This window comes from Streptosporangium oxazolinicum (genome assembly GCF_039537505.1).
Classification (GTDB): Bacteria; Actinomycetota; Actinomycetes; order Streptosporangiales; family Streptosporangiaceae; genus Streptosporangium; species Streptosporangium oxazolinicum.
Map to the genome: position 1 here is coordinate 567754 of NZ_BAABAQ010000002.1, position 14952 is coordinate 582705.

Sequence of the window (14952 nt, forward strand, 5' to 3'; positions counted from 1 at the left end):
AGCGAGATGTGGTGGACATGGCCTCGGGGGATGATCGGCTTGATCACTCTCGACCGAGCCCGAAAAGCCGTCTCCGCGCCGTCATGGCGTCGCTGGGATCGACCAGGACACGCGCCTTCCTGGGGCTGCTGACCTCGATCGGCACCACCAAGACGCAGGACACCCTGAAACTCCTGCCGTTCGTCGTCATGGCCGTGGTGGCCCTGATCGACTTCGGCTCGGGCCCCACCTCCGGCCTCCTGCCGCTGCTCGCCCTCGGCCCCGCCTTCGCCAGCGTGGCGTGCGGCCTCGCCCGCACCACGGTGGTCGGTGTCGTCGCCCTGGTGCTGTGCCTCGCGCTCGGCGTCTACAACGACATCCTCTGGATGCCCCGCACCGACATCACCCTCCTCGCCATCCTCGGCGTCACCGTGGCCAGCGTGCTGGCCAGCGCCGGGCGGCTGCGCCACGAACACCAGCTCGCCGACGTGCGCTCGGTGGCCGAGGCCGCCCAGCGGGTGCTGCTGCGCCCGGTGCCCCGTCGCGCGGGACCCGGCATCGGCGTGGCCGTCTCGTACACCTCCGCCACGGCCGAGGCCAGGATCGGCGGCGACCTGTACGAGGTCGTCACCACCCCGCACGGGGTCCGGATCATCGTGGGAGACGTCCAGGGCAAGGGCCTGGAGGCCGTGGAGACGGCCGCGGTCGTGCTCGGGGCCTTCCGTGAGGCGGCGCACGACGAGAGAACGCTGCAGGGCGTCGTGGCGCGTCTGGAGAACGCCCTGGCCCGCGAGCTGTCCGGTGAGCAGTTCGTGACCGCCGTACTGGCCGAGATCAGCGGTGGTTCCACCATCACCGTCATCAACTGCGGCCACCCGGCGCCCATGGTGCTCGACGCCGACGACGGGATCTGGTTCGCCGACCCGCCGGACGAGGCGCTCCCGCTGGGCATGAGCGCCCTCAAGGCCAGCGAGCCCCGGCCGCACCACATCCCGTTCGAGCCGGGCGACCAGGTCCTCTTCTACACCGACGGGGTCATCGAGGCGCGCGACGACACGGGCGAGTTCTATCCGCTGCTGGAGCGGGCGCACCTGCTGGACGGCGACGACCCCCAGGGCTCGCTGGACGCCCTCCGCGCCGATCTGCTCGGCCACGTGGGCAGGCCGCTGGGCGACGACGCCGCGATGCTCCTGCTGCGCCACCGTGCCGCCCGCCAGAGCTCCACGGCGGCGTGAGTCCGGAGCGCGAAAAACGACGGCGCGAAAACGACGGCGCGAAGATCACGGCGCGAGGAACCGTGGCGTCCGTGGCGCGAGGAACGGTGGCGTGACAGAACGACGGCGCGAGGAACCGGTGGACTGAAGGACGGGGACACGAAAACGTCCCCGCACGCCCTGTGCCCGCCGGCGGGACCGGGGGACACGGGACGTGCGGGGACGGCGCCGGTGAGCTCGGGCGGCGACCCCGGGTGGGAGGCCGCTCCGGCTCTAACCGGCTAGGGGGATCTCGCCGGGGAGCAGGGGCTGGCTCGGCACGCCGAGCAGCTTCTCCACGGTGGTGACGAAACGCTCCGCCTCGGAGACGAGCTCCTCGGCGTCTCGCGAGGACACCGTGCGGGTCAGGCCCGCCTCGGCGGCGGCCCGCTTGGCCGCGCTCGTCTCGAAGTAGGGGGCCCACTCGGCCAGGCGGGGCTCGGCCTCGGGCAGCATCTCCCAGGCGCTGCGCAGCCTGCGCCTCCTGCGGCCCTCCATGGGACGGGGACGGGCCGCCAGGACGGCGGCGGCCGCCCTGAGCGCGGCGAGGTGGGCCGCGACGTAACGCGCGGCGGAGGTCCGGGCGGCGGCGGCCTCTTCGAGGCAGTCGCGCGCGTCTGTGAGGTGCGCCCGCACCGTGGGGGACAACCGGGGCCCACCGGAATCGCTGAGCCGAGGGGTCATATCGCTTCAGCCTCCTTGGTCGCAAGCGGCTCCGGCGTTTTCGCCGGTGGTGTCACACTCGCAGACCCCACCGACAAATCCACCGGACGGCCGGACGAGGAGCTTCCCCTCTCCCCGCCCGTCCTGACCTGGCCCGATCGTCTCCGCCGACGACGTGGGCCCGATCGGCCGCCCTTGGAACACGAGCCGCGAGCCCCGTGTCATCACATCGAACATAAATTCGATCACTAATACTGTCAAGTAAAACGACGAACAAAAGTTCGATCTTCCGGCATCTGACGCATCCCGGCACGTGCCACGCGCATCGGACGCGTGTCATACACATCAGGCATGTGACACACGCTCCGGGCGCGTGACGGCACGTGAAAGGGCCCCGGGAGATCGCCGTCTCCCGGGGCCCTTCTCACGACCGGCGGGGTCACCCGCCGGCTCGGCCGCTCCGCCGCCCTATCGGACGAACCTGCCTCGGACGTGCACCGGCACCCCCGTACCGAGCAGGCCGGGAAGGACCTCCGCCACGTGCATCGGCAGCCGTACGCACCCGTGGGAGGCGGGCGCCAGTGGCACCGAGAGCGCGCCGTGGAAGGCGATGCCCCCGTTGAAGAAGATCGGGTTGTAGAGCTGGCCCAGGTAGGACTTGTGCCAGCCGTCCCTGCGCCAGGTGGTCTTGTAGTCGCCCGTCGGCGTGCGGGCGTCGCCGCAGAACCGCTGGGCCCTGCCCTCCCAGGTCGCCGTCTCGCAGTAGGCGATCCCGCTGCCGGAGGAGGTGTGGCTGACCAGTTTCGCCACCCCGTTGACGTAGAGGACCATCACCTGCTTGGCGAGGTTGACCTCCACCCGGGTCGGCTTGCCGTTGGGGACGAGCACCTTCGGCGCCACCGGGACCTCCAGGGCGTCCCAGGTCCGGCGTGCCACGGTGCTGGTCGGCGTGATGCCGTTGACCTTCTGGAAGGCCCAGACCGCCGCCAGGGTCGCCCCGCCGTAGCGGCCGTCGATCCTGCCGGGGGCGTAACCGAGCGCGGCCAGCCGGGTCTGGAGCACCTTCACCGTGGCGCCCTTCGCGCCGAGTTTGAGCGTCCTGCCCGGGGCGGCGAACGGAGCCGCCACCGTCGCCCCGGCTGTGACGGCCGTGACGACCGGGGAAGCCGAGGTCCGGGCCGCGGCGGCGCCGACGGGAAGGGTCATGCCCGCTGAAGAGAGGAGCACGGCTCCCGCCGTCATCAGCGCGGCCGCTCCCAGGCGCTGTCCAACCCTCACTTTCAATCAACTCCTCATATCACTATGGATCGGGTCAAGGGACCATAGCGCACGGTTTCCCCGTGCAGGCCGCCGGTTATAAAGCGGCACTCAACGGTCAATCTGTTTAGAGTGGCCGGGTGCCAGAAAAGTTGCATCCGAACATCGAGAAGGTCGCCGCCGTCCTGCGCGAGCACGGCGTCCCCGGCGAGATCGTCGTCTTCGCGGAGGCCACCCCGACCGCCGCCACCGCGGCCGCGCAGCTCGGCTGCGAGGTCGGCGCCATCGCCAACAGCCTGATATTCGACGCCGACGGCGAGCCGCTCCTGGTGCTCACCAGCGGCGCCCACCGCGTCGACACCGACCTGATCGCCAGGACGGCCGGCGCAGAGAGGGTGCGGCGCGCCGACCCCGCCTTCGTACGGGCGGCCACCGGCCAGGTCATCGGCGGCGTCGCCCCGATCGGCCACCCCGCCCCGGTCAGGACCCTGGTCGACACCTGGCTGGGCAAGCACGAGGTCGTCTGGGCCGCCGCCGGCCACCCGCACACCGTCTTCCCGACCTCCTTCGACGAGCTCGTCCGCATCACCGGCGGGCTCCCCGTCGAGGTCGAGTGACGGCCTTCCACGGCCTCCGAGCACCCCTGCCCCGCCTACGACCCCGTACGGGGCTCGTACGGCTCCCGGCGGCCTCGGGGAGCCGGTCGGGCCCTCCGCGGCCCGGCCCGGAGGCGGGCGGGGGCGGCGGGAAAACCTCCTGGTGAGCGCCGGACAGCGCTCCCCCGCCACGCGGTGACCCGCGTCACGCCCGCCCTGCTAGGGTGCGACGCGTGATCGGACTGCGACGGATCGGCCCCGACGAGTTCACGCTCCGGCTGGACGCGGTCCTCGGCGTCTACACCGAGGCGATGCACCCGCCGGTCGACCAGATCTCCGGCCGCAGGCTCATCATGGGAAACCACGCCACCCACCCCGCCTTCACCTGCCTGTTCGCCGAGCTCCCCGACGGCACCCCGGTGGGCATCGCCTACGGCTTCCACGGGGTTCCCGGCCAGTGGTGGCACGACGTGGTCAGGCGGGCCCTGGCGGACACGCACGGCGAGGGCGGCGCCCACGCCTGGCTGGGCGACGCGCTGGAGCTCGCCGAGATCCACGTCCACCCCGACTACCAGGGCAAGGGCATCGGCCGGGCGATGATCACGGGCTTGTGCGCGGGCCGCCTTGAGCGCACCGCCGTGCTGTCGACCCGCGACCAGCCCACCGCGGCCCGGCACCTCTATCGGAGCATCGGCTTCGTGGACCTGCTCACGCAGTTCGTCTTCCCCGGCGGGCACGAGCGCTACGCGATCCTCGGGACCCCTCTGCCGCTGGGCGGCTGAGCCCCGGCGGACCCGGCCCGTGGCGGGCCGGGCCCGGCGGCGTCAGACCGGCAGCGAGGTGATCTTCGACGTGTGGTCGAGGGCCTGGAAGACCTCGCGGGTCGCGCTGGAGCGGTTGAAGGTGATGAAGTGGATGCCGGGGGCGCCCTCGTCGAGCAGGGTCTGGCAGAGCTCGGCGGCGTGCTCGATGCCGAGGGCGCGCACCGCGGCCGGGTCGTCGGCGACGGCCGCGAACCTCTCGGCCACCTCCGGCGGGAACGGCGCGCCGGAGAGCTGCTCGGACCTGGCGATGGTGCTCATCTGCGTGACGGGCATGATGCCGGGGATGATCGGGGTGTCACAGCCGGCGGCGGCCACCCGGTCGCGCAGCCGCAGGTAGTCGTCGGCGCGGAAGAACATCTGGGTGATCGCGTAGTCGGCACCCGCGCGGCACTTGCGCACGAAGTACTCGGTGTCGGCCTCGATCGAGGCCGACCTGGGGTGCTTGTACGGGAAGGCGGCCACGCCCACGCAGAAGTCGCCGGACTGGCGGATGAGCCGGACCAGCTCCTCGGCGTACAGGACGCCCTCGGGGTGGCGCACCCACTCGCCCGTCACGTCGCCGGGCGGGTCGCCCCGCACGGCGAGGATGTTGCGCACCCCCGCTCCCGCGAAGCGGCCGACCAGGTGGCGCAGCTCGCGGATGGAGTGGTTGACCGCGGTGAAGTGGGCCACCGGGGTGAGCGTGGTCTCGTGGGCGAGCCGCTCGACGATGTCGACCGTGCGGTCGCGGGTGCTGCCGCCGGCGCCGTAGGTGACGGACACGAAGGTGGGGTGCAGGGACTCCAGCTCGCGGACGGCGCGCCAGAGCTGACGCTCCCCCTCGTCGGTCTTCGGGGGGGAGAACTCGAAGGAGAACGAGCGGGCACCGGCGGCGAGGAGCTCGCGGACGGTGGCGACACGATCAGGGAGGACAGATGCGCGACCCAGAGCCATGGAGTCAAGGATACTTGCCCGGCCGCTCGGGCGCCCGATCAGATCATGTCCGCCGCCCGTGGAACGGACTTGTCACAATTAGCGGATAAAACAACCATCCCTCTAGATCGAAATGTCCCCTTGGACCGTTAATCTCATTACCTGACCTCCTCCCGCCGTCGAAGCCGGGGGATTCCGATTTTCATAGATTGGGTTTCCTGCCTCATCGCCAGTCGCAAGGAACCCGGAGGTGTCGTGCCCTACATCGGCCGCCCAGGCGTTCCACCTCTCCGCCGGACCGGCGGAGAGGATTTTGTCGATCATGCGTACGGTGGTCGGGGTGTCATCACCGCCGGTCACGCCGCCGGGACGTACGGCGCCGTACCGCGTCTCCCCCCCAGAGCTGAAGCCCAGGGTCTCCACACTGGAGGTATTCGATGATCACTTCTGCAGCCGCGCTGGACACGATCCGGTCCGAGGTCGATCGTTCTCTTCGGCGTTTCGTCGAACGGCAGCGCCCGCAGGTCAGCGCTCCGGAGCTGGCGCCGCTCGTCTCCGCGGCCGAGGACTTCCTCGCGGGCGGCAAGCGGCTGCGACCCGCCTTCTGCTACTGGGGCTGGCGCGGCGCGGGCGGGGACGACGATCCCGCGCTCTTCTCCGCCGCGGCCTCGCTGGAGCTGCTCCAGGCCAGCGCCCTGGTGCACGACGACGTGATGGACGCCAGCGACCTGCGCCGGGGCATGCCCTCGGCGCACCGCAGGTTCGAGGAGCTGCACAGGAAGGCGGGCTGGCACGGCTCGGCCGAGCAGTTCGGCGAGGGGGCCGCCATCCTGCTGGGCAACCTGATGCTCATCTGGTCCGGTGAGATGTGGCGCAACAGCGGCCTGCCGGCCGCCTCGCTGGCGGCGGCGCAGAAGGTCCACGACGACATGCGCACCGAGCTGATGTGCGGGCAGTACTTCGACCTGCTGGAGCAGGCGCACGGCGAGGGCACCTTCGACAGCGCCCTGCGGGTCGCCCTCTTCAAGAGCGGCAAGTATTCCGTGGAGCAGCCGCTCAGGCTCGGCCTGGTGCTGGCCGCCCGGGGCAGGGAGCCCTGGATCGACCGGCTCTGCGAGGAGTACGGGCAGTCCGTGGGCATCGCCTTCCAGTTGCGCGACGACATCCTCGGCGTGTTCGGCGATCCGGGCGAGACCGGCAAACCGGCAGGCGACGATCTTCGCGAGGGCAAGCGGACGATGCTCATCGCCCGCACGCTCGCGGTGGCCTCGGAGTCCCAGGCCCAGGTGGTGCGCACCACCCTCGGCGACCCGGACCTGGACGAGGCCGGGGTCGACCGGCTGCGCGGGATCATCGAGGAGACGGGGGCCCTCGTGGCGTGCGAGGACCTGATCAAGGGATATCTGGAGAACGCCCTCGGCTCGCTGGAGGGCGCCCCGATCATCCCCGAGGCCCGCGCGGCGCTGGCCGACCTCGCGGTGGCCGCCACCTCCCGGCGGACCTGACCGCGCGCCCGGCGCGCACCGGCCCGGCCCACGACGGGTCGGGGCGGGGCGGCGAACGGCACGGCCCGCCCGGCCGGGGACGCGGTCCTCGCCGGGCGGAGAGGCTTCGGGCGGGGTCTTCAGGCGGGGGCGGCCAGCCTCCGCTTGAACTCCCCGGCCGCCGCCTTGGGATCGTCGGCCTCGGTGATCGCCCGCACGACCACGACCCGGCGCACGCCGTACGCCATGACCTCGTCCAGGTTGGCGAGGTCGATGCCGCCGATGCCGAACCAGGGCCGGTCGGTCTCCAGGGCCGCGGCGTGCCTGAGCAGGCCGGGGCCCGGGGCGGACCTGCCGGGCTTGGTGGGCGTCGGCCAGATCGGGCCGCAGCAGAAGTAGTCGACACCGGGCTCGACGGCCGCGGCGGACGCCTCCTCGGGGGCGTGAGTGGAACGCCCGATGAGGATGTCGTCGCCGAGCAGGTCGCGCGCGACCCGCACCGGAAGATCGTCCTGGCCGAGGTGGAGCACGTCGGGACGGACCGCGTAGGCGATGTCGGCCCTGTCGTTCACGGCCAGGAGGGTGCCGTGCCGGTCGCAGGCCTCGCGGAAGACGGCGAGGAGATCGAGCTCCTCGCGCGCCTCAAGACCCTTCTCGCGCAGCTGCACGATGTCGACCCCGCCCGCCAGGGCGGCGTCGAGGAAGTCCGCGAGGTCTCCCCGGTCACGACGCCCGTCCGTACAGAGGTACAGGCGGGCGTCAGAAACCGAGGGCCTGGGCACGTCTCTTCACCTCGGTGTGGCGGCCCGCCACGATCGCGTCCACCGGTGAGCCCGGCAGCGTGTCGTCGGGGGTGAAGAGCCAGCGCAGGGACTCGACGTCGTCGTATCCGGCGTCCAGCAGCACCGTGAGGGTGCCCGGGAGGCCCTTGACGACGTCGGCCTCGGCGAGGAACGCGGCGGGGACCTGCGGCTCGCCGCCGCCCCTCCGCACTCCGATGAGCTTGCGGTCCTTGAGAAGTTGCTTGGCGCGACCGGCGCTCAGGTTGAGCCTTCTGGCCACCTCGGTCAGGGTGAGCCACTCGCCCACCAGCTGGTCGGTTTCCCGGTCGATCTGCGCAACAGAAAGCGTCACGAATCCACCACTACCACATCGAGCCCTTCGCCAAACACCTGGCGGCGAGGTTACGCCACCGTACAATCGCGCAACGCTATCGCAGGGTCGGTGAGGCGATCGACGTCAAGGCGCTGCCCGCCCTCGATGAGGCGGCGCCCCTGGACCAGGTCACGGGGGCGGTTGACCGAGAGCACCGCGGCGAGCCGGTCGTCCTCGGTCATCCAGCACACCGCCCACCTGGGCTTTCCCTCGGCCTCCGGGTCGCCGCGCCGGATCGGGCGGGCGCCGTCGTGGTGGCCGGCGTACTGGACCATGTGACCGAACTGCTCGGACCAGAAGTAGGGAACCGGGTCGTAGACGGCGGCGTCGCCGAGAAGCGTGGCCACGGCGACGTCCGGGGCGCCCAGGGCGGTGTCCCAGTGCTCGACGCGGAGGCGGACGCCGTAGCGGCGCGACCACCAGGCCGCGCAGTCGCCCACCGCGACCACGTCGGGCAGCGAGGTGCGCAGGTGCTCGTCGGTGACCACGCCGTTGTCGAGCCTGATGCCGGACCCGGCCAGCCACTCGGTCGCGGGCCGCACGCCCACGCCGGTGACGACCACGTCGGCCTCCAGCGCGGAGCCGTCGGCCAGGGTGAGCCCCCCGTGCTCGACGGAGGCGACCATGGTGCCCAGGCGCAGGTCGACGCCCGCCTCGGCGTACCAGGGGGCGGTGTACGCGCCGACCCGGCCGAGCGCGGCGGCCAGCGGGGTGGCGGCGGCCTCGACGACGGTCACGGCGCAGCCCGCCCTGCGGGCGGCGGTGGCCACCTCGGCGCCGATCCAGCCCGCGCCGATGACGGCGACCCTGGTCCCCTCGCTGAGCAGGGAACGCAGCCGCAGCGCGTCGTCGATGGTGCGCACCACGTGCTGGGGGCCGTCTCCGCGCAGCCTGATCGGGCGGGCGCCGGTGGCGACGACCAGGCCGTCGTAGGCCAGTTCGCCCTCGGTGGTCTCGACCACGCCGGGGTGGAGTCCCTTGGCGGACACGCCCGCGCGGAAGTCGACCTCAAGGGCGTCGAGGTCGGAGTCGACGACCGTGGAGTCGGTCTCGCCGAGCAGCACCCCCTTGGACAGGGGCGGGCGGTCGTAGGGCCGGTGCCGCTCCTCTCCGATCAGGGTGATCCCGCCGCCGAACCCACGGGCCCGTAACGCCTCGACGCTGCGTACGCCGGCCAGGCCGGCGCCAACCACCACGACATGATTCACACTTCCCGACCATAAGCGGGAACCCCGTACTCCTACCAACGGTCGTTGATAACGAAAACGGGATTTACCTCACATCCAGCGCGCTAAGCGTGTTGCCCGAACCCTTAGGGTGGGGGAGGAAGACGCGCGGGAGCCCGGAACGCACCGGGCTGAGAGGAGGGCTGCGGCGGGGAAGGACCCCTGCGAGCCGGTGATGTGCGAGGAGACGCGCCCTGGGGCGCGGTCCGGCACGGCACGGGCGCGCGAGGTCCGGAAACGGCCGCGAGCGAGCCCTCGACCGCCACGAACCTGATCCGGGTCATGCCGGCGAAGGGAGCGGAGCACGTATGGCGGATCATTTCGATCTCCTCGTCGTCGGCGGGGGCGTGATCGGCCTGTCGGTGGCCTGGCGCGCCGCCCGCCGGGGCCTGAGGGTGGCGGTGGCCGACCCCGCGCCGGCCTCCGGCGCCTCGCACGCGGCGGCGGGCATGCTGGCCCCGGTCAGCGAGGTCACCTACACCGAGGAGCCGCTGCTGCGGCTGGGCCTGGCCTCCCTGGAGCGCTGGCCCGCCTTCGCCGCCGAGCTGGCGGAGGCGAGCGGGCACGACCTCGACCACCGCGCCGACGGCACGCTCGACGTCGCCTTCGGCACGGACGACCTGGCCGCGCTGGACGACCTCGCCGCCTTCACCGCCAAGCTGGGACTGCCCGCCGAACGGCTCACCGGCCGCGAGTGCCGCCGCCTGGAGCCCATGCTCGCCCCCGCCGTCCGTGGCGGCCTGCTGGCGGGCGGCGACGCCTGGGTGGACCCCCGGAGGGTCACCTCGGCGCTCCTGGCGGCCCTGGGGCACGCGGGCGGCGTCCTGGTGCGCGCCCGCGCGGCCGAGCTGCTCACGACCTCGGCAAGGGCCACCGGGGTACGCCTGCCGACCGGCGAGACCCTCGGGGCCGACCTGGTGATCCTCGCCGCCGGGGCCTGGTCGGGCTCCCTGGAGGGGGTGCCCCCCGAGGCGCTGCCCCCGGTACGGCCGGTCAAGGGCCAGATCATGCGGCTGCGCTCCCCGGCGCCGATCCTGCGGCGGTGCGTGCGCGGGGTGGTCCACGGCTCGCACGTCTACCTGGTGCCGCGCGGCGACGGCGAGGTGGTCCTCGGCGCCACCCAGGAGGAGATGGGCTTCGACACCCGCGTCACCGCCGGAGGGCTGTGGGAGCTGCTGCGCGACGCGCGGGAGCTCGTCCCCGGGGTGACCGAGCTGGAGGTGGCCGAGGTGGCCGCGGGACTGCGTCCCGGCACCCCGGACAACCTGCCGCTGATCGGCCCCACGGTCGTCCCCGGCCTCCACCTGGCCACCGGGCACCACCGGGGCGGGGTGCTGCTCGCGCCGCTCACCGCCGACCTCTGCGTGGGCGGGACGGGTGAGCCCGACCCGGGGCTCTCCGCGATCTGTTCCCCCCTCCGCTTCCGCGAGGGCGATCCCGGAGAACACCGCCCCCCGGGAGACCGCTCCCGGGAGCACGACCCCCGGGGACACGATGTCCGGGAACCCCCGCCGCGGGAGGACCGCCTGCGGGAGCACACACCGCGGGAGTACCGATGAACGTGACCATCAACGGGACCGCGCACGAGTTTCCCCCGGGGGCGACCGTCGCGCAGGCCGTGCAGCGGCTGACCGGCGTGCGGAGCGGGGTGGCCGTCGCGGTGAACGACGAGGTCGTGTCGCGCGGCGCCTGGGAGTCTACGGCGCTCGCGGAGGCCGACCGCGTCGAGGTGCTCACCGCGGTTCAGGGAGGTTGACCGGCGATGACGGACATGGCGAATACAACGGATATGGCGGACGATCTCATCATCGGCGGGGAGAAGTTCTCCTCCCGCCTCATCATGGGCACCGGGGGCGCCCCGTCCCTGGAGGTCCTCGACCAGGCGCTCGCCGCCTCGGGGACCGAGCTGACCACGGTCGCGATGCGGCGGCTCGACCCGGCCGCGCGGGGCTCGGTGCTCGACGTGCTGCGCCGGCGTGACATCAAGGTGCTGCCGAACACCGCGGGCTGCTTCACCGCCGGTGAGGCCGTGCTGACCGCCAGGCTGGCCAGGGAGGCGCTGGAGACCGACTGGGTCAAGCTGGAGGTCATCGCCGACGAGCGCACCCTGCTGCCCGACCCCATCGAGACCTTCGACGCGGCCGAGCGGCTGGTCGCCGACGGGTTCACGGTGCTGCCCTACATCGGCGACGACCCCGTGCTGGCGCGCAGGCTGGAGCAGGCGGGCTGCGCGGCGGTGATGCCGCTGGGCGCGCCGATCGGCTCGGGGCTGGGCGTCCGCAACCCGCACAACATCGAGCTGATCGTGGAGTTCGCGAGCGTGCCGGTGATCCTGGACGCCGGGATCGGCACGGCCAGCGACGCGGCGCTGGCCATGGAACTGGGCTGCGACGCGGTCCTGCTGGCCACGGCGGTCACCCGCGCGCAGCGTCCTGACCTGATGGCCCGCGCGATGCGCTCGGCCGTCTCCGCGGGCCGGGCCGCGCGTATGGCCGGGCGGATACCCCGGCGTCGCTACGCGGAAGCCTCCTCTCCCTCGATCGACAGCCCGCCGGTGGTTCATCGATAGAAAACCACCACGTCTCGGCATCGGTTTGGGATTCGGGGATCCTGTCGGCGCCAAATCGCCCGTAAACTCGGCCACGTGGACACGACGCTTACGGACCCCCTGGTCGGGAAACTCCTCGACGGGCGTTACCGCGTCGAGTCCCGGATCGCCCGGGGCGGAATGGCGACCGTCTATCTGGCCCTGGACGTCCGGCTCGACCGCACGGTCGCCGTCAAGGTGATGCACCGTTCGCTCGCCGAGGACCCCGCCTTCGTGCGGCGCTTCATCGGCGAGGCCAAGTCGGTGGCGAGCCTGTCGCACCCCAACGTGGTGCACGTGTTCGACCAGGGCACGGACGGTGACAACGTCTACCTCTCGATGGAGTACGTGCCGGGGCGGACCCTGCGCGACGTGCTCCGCGCCCGGGGCAGGCTGCCCGCCCGCGAGGCGCTGGAGGTCATGATCCCCGTCCTCGCCGCGCTGGGCGCCGCCCACCAGTCCGGCCTGATCCACCGGGACGTCAAACCGGAGAACGTGCTGCTCGCCGACGACGGCCGGGTCAAGGTCGTCGACTTCGGCCTGGCCCGCGCGATCGAGGCGAGCAACCAGACGCGCACCGGCGTCATGATCGGCACCATCGGCTACATGTCGCCCGAGCAGGTGACCGCCGGGGGCGCCGACGCCCGCAGCGACGTCTACGCGGCCGGCATCATGCTGTTCGAGCTCCTGACCGGCCGCCAGCCGTACGAGGGCGAGACCCCGATGTCGGTGGCCTACCGGCACGTGCACGACACGGTTCCCGTGCCCTCGGCGCTGCTGCCCGGCTCTCCCCCGCTGCTCGACACCCTGGTGGCCAGGGCGACGGCCCGCGACCCCGCGAACCGCCCGGCGGACGCCACCGCGCTGCTGGTCGCCGCCGTCGAGGCGCACCGGATGCTGCCCAGGGACAGCGGCCCGGTGCCGTCCGTCCCCGTCGGCCCGCCGCACGGCCACGAGACGGCGGCGCCCGCGCCTCCCGCCCCGGCCAACCACACGCTGATCCAGCCCCGCGCCGAGCTGCTCACCGGCCCGGCCGGCGACCGCCACGCGGCCGCCCCCAGGGCGCGCGGAAGGTCCGGTGCCCGCTGGTTCCTGATCGGGCTGGCCGTGGTCATGGTGATCGCGGTGGGGGTGACCGGCTGGCTGTTCTCGCAGAACACCTCCATCGTGGTGCCCGCCACCCTGGTGGGCAAGAACGTCACGGCCGCCACCGGTGAGGCCAAGCAGCGCGGCTTCACGGTCGAGGCGGGCAAGGCCGAGCACGACGAGAAGGCTCCCAAGGGGACCGTGCTGCGCACCGATCCGGTGGCGGGCACCGAGGCCGAGCCGGGGAGCAAGCTGATCCTCATCCCCTCGGCCGGGCCCAAGCGGGTCGCGGTGCCCAACGTGGTGAGCATGACCGAGCCGCAGGCCAGGAGCAAGCTGGCGGAGTCCACCCTCCTCGTCGACGACATCAGGAAGCTGCCCAGCGAGACCGTGCCGCGCGGCCAGGTGATGCGGACCATCCCCGCCGTGGGAAACCCGGTCAAGGAGAACAGCAAGGTCGACCTGGTCGTGAGCGCGGGTCTGCTCATGCCGGACGTCAGGGGCATGCCCCGCGACCAGGCCGACGGGGTGCTGCGCGGGGCCGGTTTCACTCCCGAGTTCGTCGAGCAGACCGACTCCGCCCAGCCGTGCACCGTCATCGCCCAGGAGCCGCAGCCCAAGGCCGAGATCGACAGGGGCGCCGTGGTCCGGCTCACCCTGTCGCAGTGCAACAGCGAATGGCGCTGGCCCTGGGAGCGCGAGGGTGAGATCCCGCCCGGCGACAACGGCGGCAACGTCGTGGTGGTCCCGAACATCGTGTTCAAGGACTACCGGGCGGCGAGAGACGAGCTGCGCGCCGCGGGGGTCACGGTGAAGCTGAAGCGCACCCTGGGCAAGGGCAGGGTCCTGGCCCAGATCCCGTCGGGCGGCCAGACGGTCCCGCCCGGCACCGAGGTCACCATCTGGTACTGACCCCTCCTCCGGCGCGGGGGGCTGGGGGTCAGCCCCCGGTGAGGAAGCCGTGCAGGCGGACCCTGGCCAGGCCGCCGTCGGGGTAGATGTCCACCCTGGCGTACGTGGCCGAGGGCGCGTCCCGGACGCGGAAGCGGTGCCGGGTGTCGGGCAGCAGGCGGGTCCTGGGCAGCAGCGGGAACCAGGTGGTGCCGTCCGCGGTGCCCGTGACGGAGACCTCTGCGGGGGCGTTGAACACCAGGTTCGTGGTGTCGATCTCGACGAGGCCGACGACGCCGGAGCCCGCCAGGCGGATCACCAGCCAGTCGTTGCCGCCGTCGCGGCGGCGGGCGGTCTCCCAGCCTTCGGCCTGGTGACGGGCCAGGCCGGGGGAGATGACGTTGTTGGGCGAGGAGTAGAACTCGTTGGAGCAGGCGGTGACGAGGGCGCCGTTCTCCAGGGCGGCCAGGTCCAGGCCGAGCCCCTCGTACAGGGACAGGTCGGGCCTGACCTCGCCGTGCACCCGCAGGCGGGCGATGCCCCCGTCGGGGAACATGTTCAGCCGCACGTGCGTGTGGCGGCGCTCGCCGGACACCGGGAAGAGGTGCTCGGCGTCCCCCCTGAGGCCGCTCCTGGGAACGATCTCCACCCAGTCGGCCGCCTCCAGTTCGGCGACCGTCGGATAGCCCTCGACCTCGGCGGCCTCGACGGAGGCGTACGGCGGGTAGTTGCCCTTGAACCAGGCGGTGTCGATCACGACGCCCCGCACCACCCCGGGCATGCCGAGTCTGACCAGCGCCCAGTCGTGGCCCGGCTCGCGCCGCCTGCGGGTCTCCCAGCCGTCGTAGACCTGGCCCTTGGCCCCGAAGGTGTGCGGCATGAAGCCGGGGCGGCCCGGCCTGATGAGGCTCTCCCGCTCGGCGAAGGACTCGTCGTTGGCCGCGACGACCGAGCCGCCGAGGGTACGCAGGGCGAGGTCGGGCAGTGCGGTGAATCCGGTCGATTCGGTTGGTTCGGCTGATCCGGTCAAGGGGTGGGC

At 72.5% G+C, this 14952-nt stretch carries 15 protein-coding genes; 8 read left to right on the forward strand and 7 right to left on the reverse strand.

Annotated elements, in window-relative coordinates; translation table 11 throughout:
* The first annotated feature begins 83 nt into the window (after positions 1–83).
* Complete coding sequence (locus tag ABD817_RS07490) at positions 84–1214, forward strand: PP2C family protein-serine/threonine phosphatase (protein WP_344916372.1); 1131 nt, start codon at positions 84–86, stop codon at positions 1212–1214.
* A gap of 252 nt (positions 1215–1466) precedes the next feature.
* Here ABD817_RS07490 and ABD817_RS07495 read toward each other — a convergent pair whose 3' ends face one another.
* Positions 1467–1916, reverse strand: a complete 450-nt coding sequence (locus tag ABD817_RS07495) for an SAV_6107 family HEPN domain-containing protein (RefSeq protein ID WP_344916374.1) — start codon at positions 1914–1916, stop codon at positions 1467–1469.
* 447 nt (positions 1917–2363) lie between these two features.
* Complete coding sequence (locus ABD817_RS07500) at positions 2364–3173, reverse strand: L,D-transpeptidase family protein (protein WP_344916376.1); 810 nt, start codon at positions 3171–3173, stop codon at positions 2364–2366.
* Positions 3174–3292: 119 nt separating this feature from the next.
* Between ABD817_RS07500 and ABD817_RS07505 the strand changes: the two genes are divergently transcribed.
* The gene (locus ABD817_RS07505) at positions 3293–3769 is read left to right on the forward strand and encodes a YbaK/EbsC family protein (protein ID WP_344916379.1); all 477 of its coding nucleotides are present in this window, start codon (positions 3293–3295) and stop codon (positions 3767–3769) included.
* Between the two features lie 212 nt (positions 3770–3981).
* Entirely contained in the window at positions 3982–4530 is a 549-nt protein-coding gene (locus tag ABD817_RS07510; protein WP_344916381.1) for a GNAT family N-acetyltransferase, read from the forward strand.
* A gap of 42 nt (positions 4531–4572) precedes the next feature.
* Here the strand turns inward: ABD817_RS07510 and metF are convergent, their stop codons facing one another.
* Positions 4573–5505 (reverse strand): methylenetetrahydrofolate reductase [NAD(P)H], encoded by a 933-nt coding sequence (gene metF, locus ABD817_RS07515; protein ID WP_344916383.1) that lies wholly within the window; start codon positions 5503–5505, stop codon positions 4573–4575.
* 416 nt (positions 5506–5921) lie between these two features.
* On the opposite strand from metF, the gene ABD817_RS07520 reads away from it, so the two are divergent.
* On the forward strand, positions 5922–6989 hold the full coding sequence (locus tag ABD817_RS07520) for a polyprenyl synthetase family protein (protein ID WP_344916385.1): 1068 nt from the start codon (positions 5922–5924) through the stop codon (positions 6987–6989).
* Between the two features lie 119 nt (positions 6990–7108).
* Here the strand turns inward: ABD817_RS07520 and thiE are convergent, their stop codons facing one another.
* The 3 genes from thiE to ABD817_RS07535 are packed head-to-tail and all read right to left on the reverse strand — an operon-like array spanning position 7109 to position 9331.
* Entirely contained in the window at positions 7109–7750 is a 642-nt protein-coding gene (gene thiE / locus ABD817_RS07525) for a thiamine phosphate synthase (RefSeq protein ID WP_344916387.1), read from the reverse strand.
* Positions 7728–8102: an Rv2175c family DNA-binding protein gene (locus ABD817_RS07530; RefSeq protein WP_344916389.1), complete on the reverse strand. Its 375-nt coding sequence runs from the start codon at positions 8100–8102 to the stop codon at positions 7728–7730. Before ABD817_RS07530 ends, thiE begins: the two co-directional genes overlap by 23 nt.
* Positions 8103–8152: 50 nt before the next feature.
* Positions 8153–9331, reverse strand: coding sequence for an NAD(P)/FAD-dependent oxidoreductase (locus ABD817_RS07535; RefSeq protein ID WP_344916391.1), 1179 nt, complete (start codon positions 9329–9331; stop codon positions 8153–8155).
* 326 nt (positions 9332–9657) lie between these two features.
* On the opposite strand from ABD817_RS07535, the gene thiO reads away from it, so the two are divergent.
* The 4 genes from thiO to pknB all read left to right on the forward strand — a co-directional run bounded on the left by thiO (position 9658) and on the right by pknB (position 13934).
* Positions 9658–10908: a glycine oxidase ThiO gene (gene thiO, locus ABD817_RS07540; RefSeq protein ID WP_344916393.1), complete on the forward strand. Its 1251-nt coding sequence runs from the start codon at positions 9658–9660 to the stop codon at positions 10906–10908.
* Positions 10905–11105 carry a sulfur carrier protein ThiS gene (gene thiS / locus ABD817_RS07545; RefSeq protein ID WP_344916395.1) on the forward strand — a complete coding sequence of 67 codons (201 nt, stop codon included), beginning with the start codon at positions 10905–10907 and terminating at the stop codon, positions 11103–11105. The genes thiO and thiS overlap by 4 nt, the downstream gene beginning before the upstream one ends.
* 6 nt (positions 11106–11111) lie before the next feature.
* Positions 11112–11918 carry a thiazole synthase gene (locus ABD817_RS07550; RefSeq protein ID WP_344916397.1) on the forward strand — a complete coding sequence of 269 codons (807 nt, stop codon included), beginning with the start codon at positions 11112–11114 and terminating at the stop codon, positions 11916–11918.
* A gap of 75 nt (positions 11919–11993) precedes the next feature.
* Positions 11994–13934, forward strand: coding sequence for a Stk1 family PASTA domain-containing Ser/Thr kinase (pknB, locus tag ABD817_RS07555; protein ID WP_344916399.1), 1941 nt, complete (start codon positions 11994–11996; stop codon positions 13932–13934).
* Positions 13935–13962: 28 nt separating this feature from the next.
* On the opposite strand, the gene alc is transcribed toward pknB, so the two are convergent.
* Positions 13963–14943, reverse strand: coding sequence for an allantoicase (alc, locus tag ABD817_RS07560; RefSeq protein WP_344916401.1), 981 nt, complete (start codon positions 14941–14943; stop codon positions 13963–13965).
* Between the last annotated feature and the right edge of the window lie 9 nt (positions 14944–14952).

What these genes read in the sequence shown, in the direction of transcription:
- ABD817_RS07490 (WP_344916372.1), top strand. Translation starts at nt 84, where the DNA reads ATGGCGTCGCTGGGATCGACCAGGACACGCGCCTTCCTGGGGCTGCTG.
- ABD817_RS07495 (WP_344916374.1), bottom strand. Translation starts at nt 1,916, where the DNA reads ATGACCCCTCGGCTCAGCGATTCCGGTGGGCCCCGGTTGTCCCCCACG.
- metF (WP_344916383.1), bottom strand. Translation starts at nt 5,505, where the DNA reads ATGGCTCTGGGTCGCGCATCTGTCCTCCCTGATCGTGTCGCCACCGTC.
- ABD817_RS07520 (WP_344916385.1), top strand. Translation starts at nt 5,922, where the DNA reads ATGATCACTTCTGCAGCCGCGCTGGACACGATCCGGTCCGAGGTCGAT.
- thiO (WP_344916393.1), top strand. Translation starts at nt 9,658, where the DNA reads ATGGCGGATCATTTCGATCTCCTCGTCGTCGGCGGGGGCGTGATCGGC.
- thiS (WP_344916395.1), top strand. Translation starts at nt 10,905, where the DNA reads ATGAACGTGACCATCAACGGGACCGCGCACGAGTTTCCCCCGGGGGCG.
- ABD817_RS07550 (WP_344916397.1), top strand. Translation starts at nt 11,112, where the DNA reads ATGACGGACATGGCGAATACAACGGATATGGCGGACGATCTCATCATC.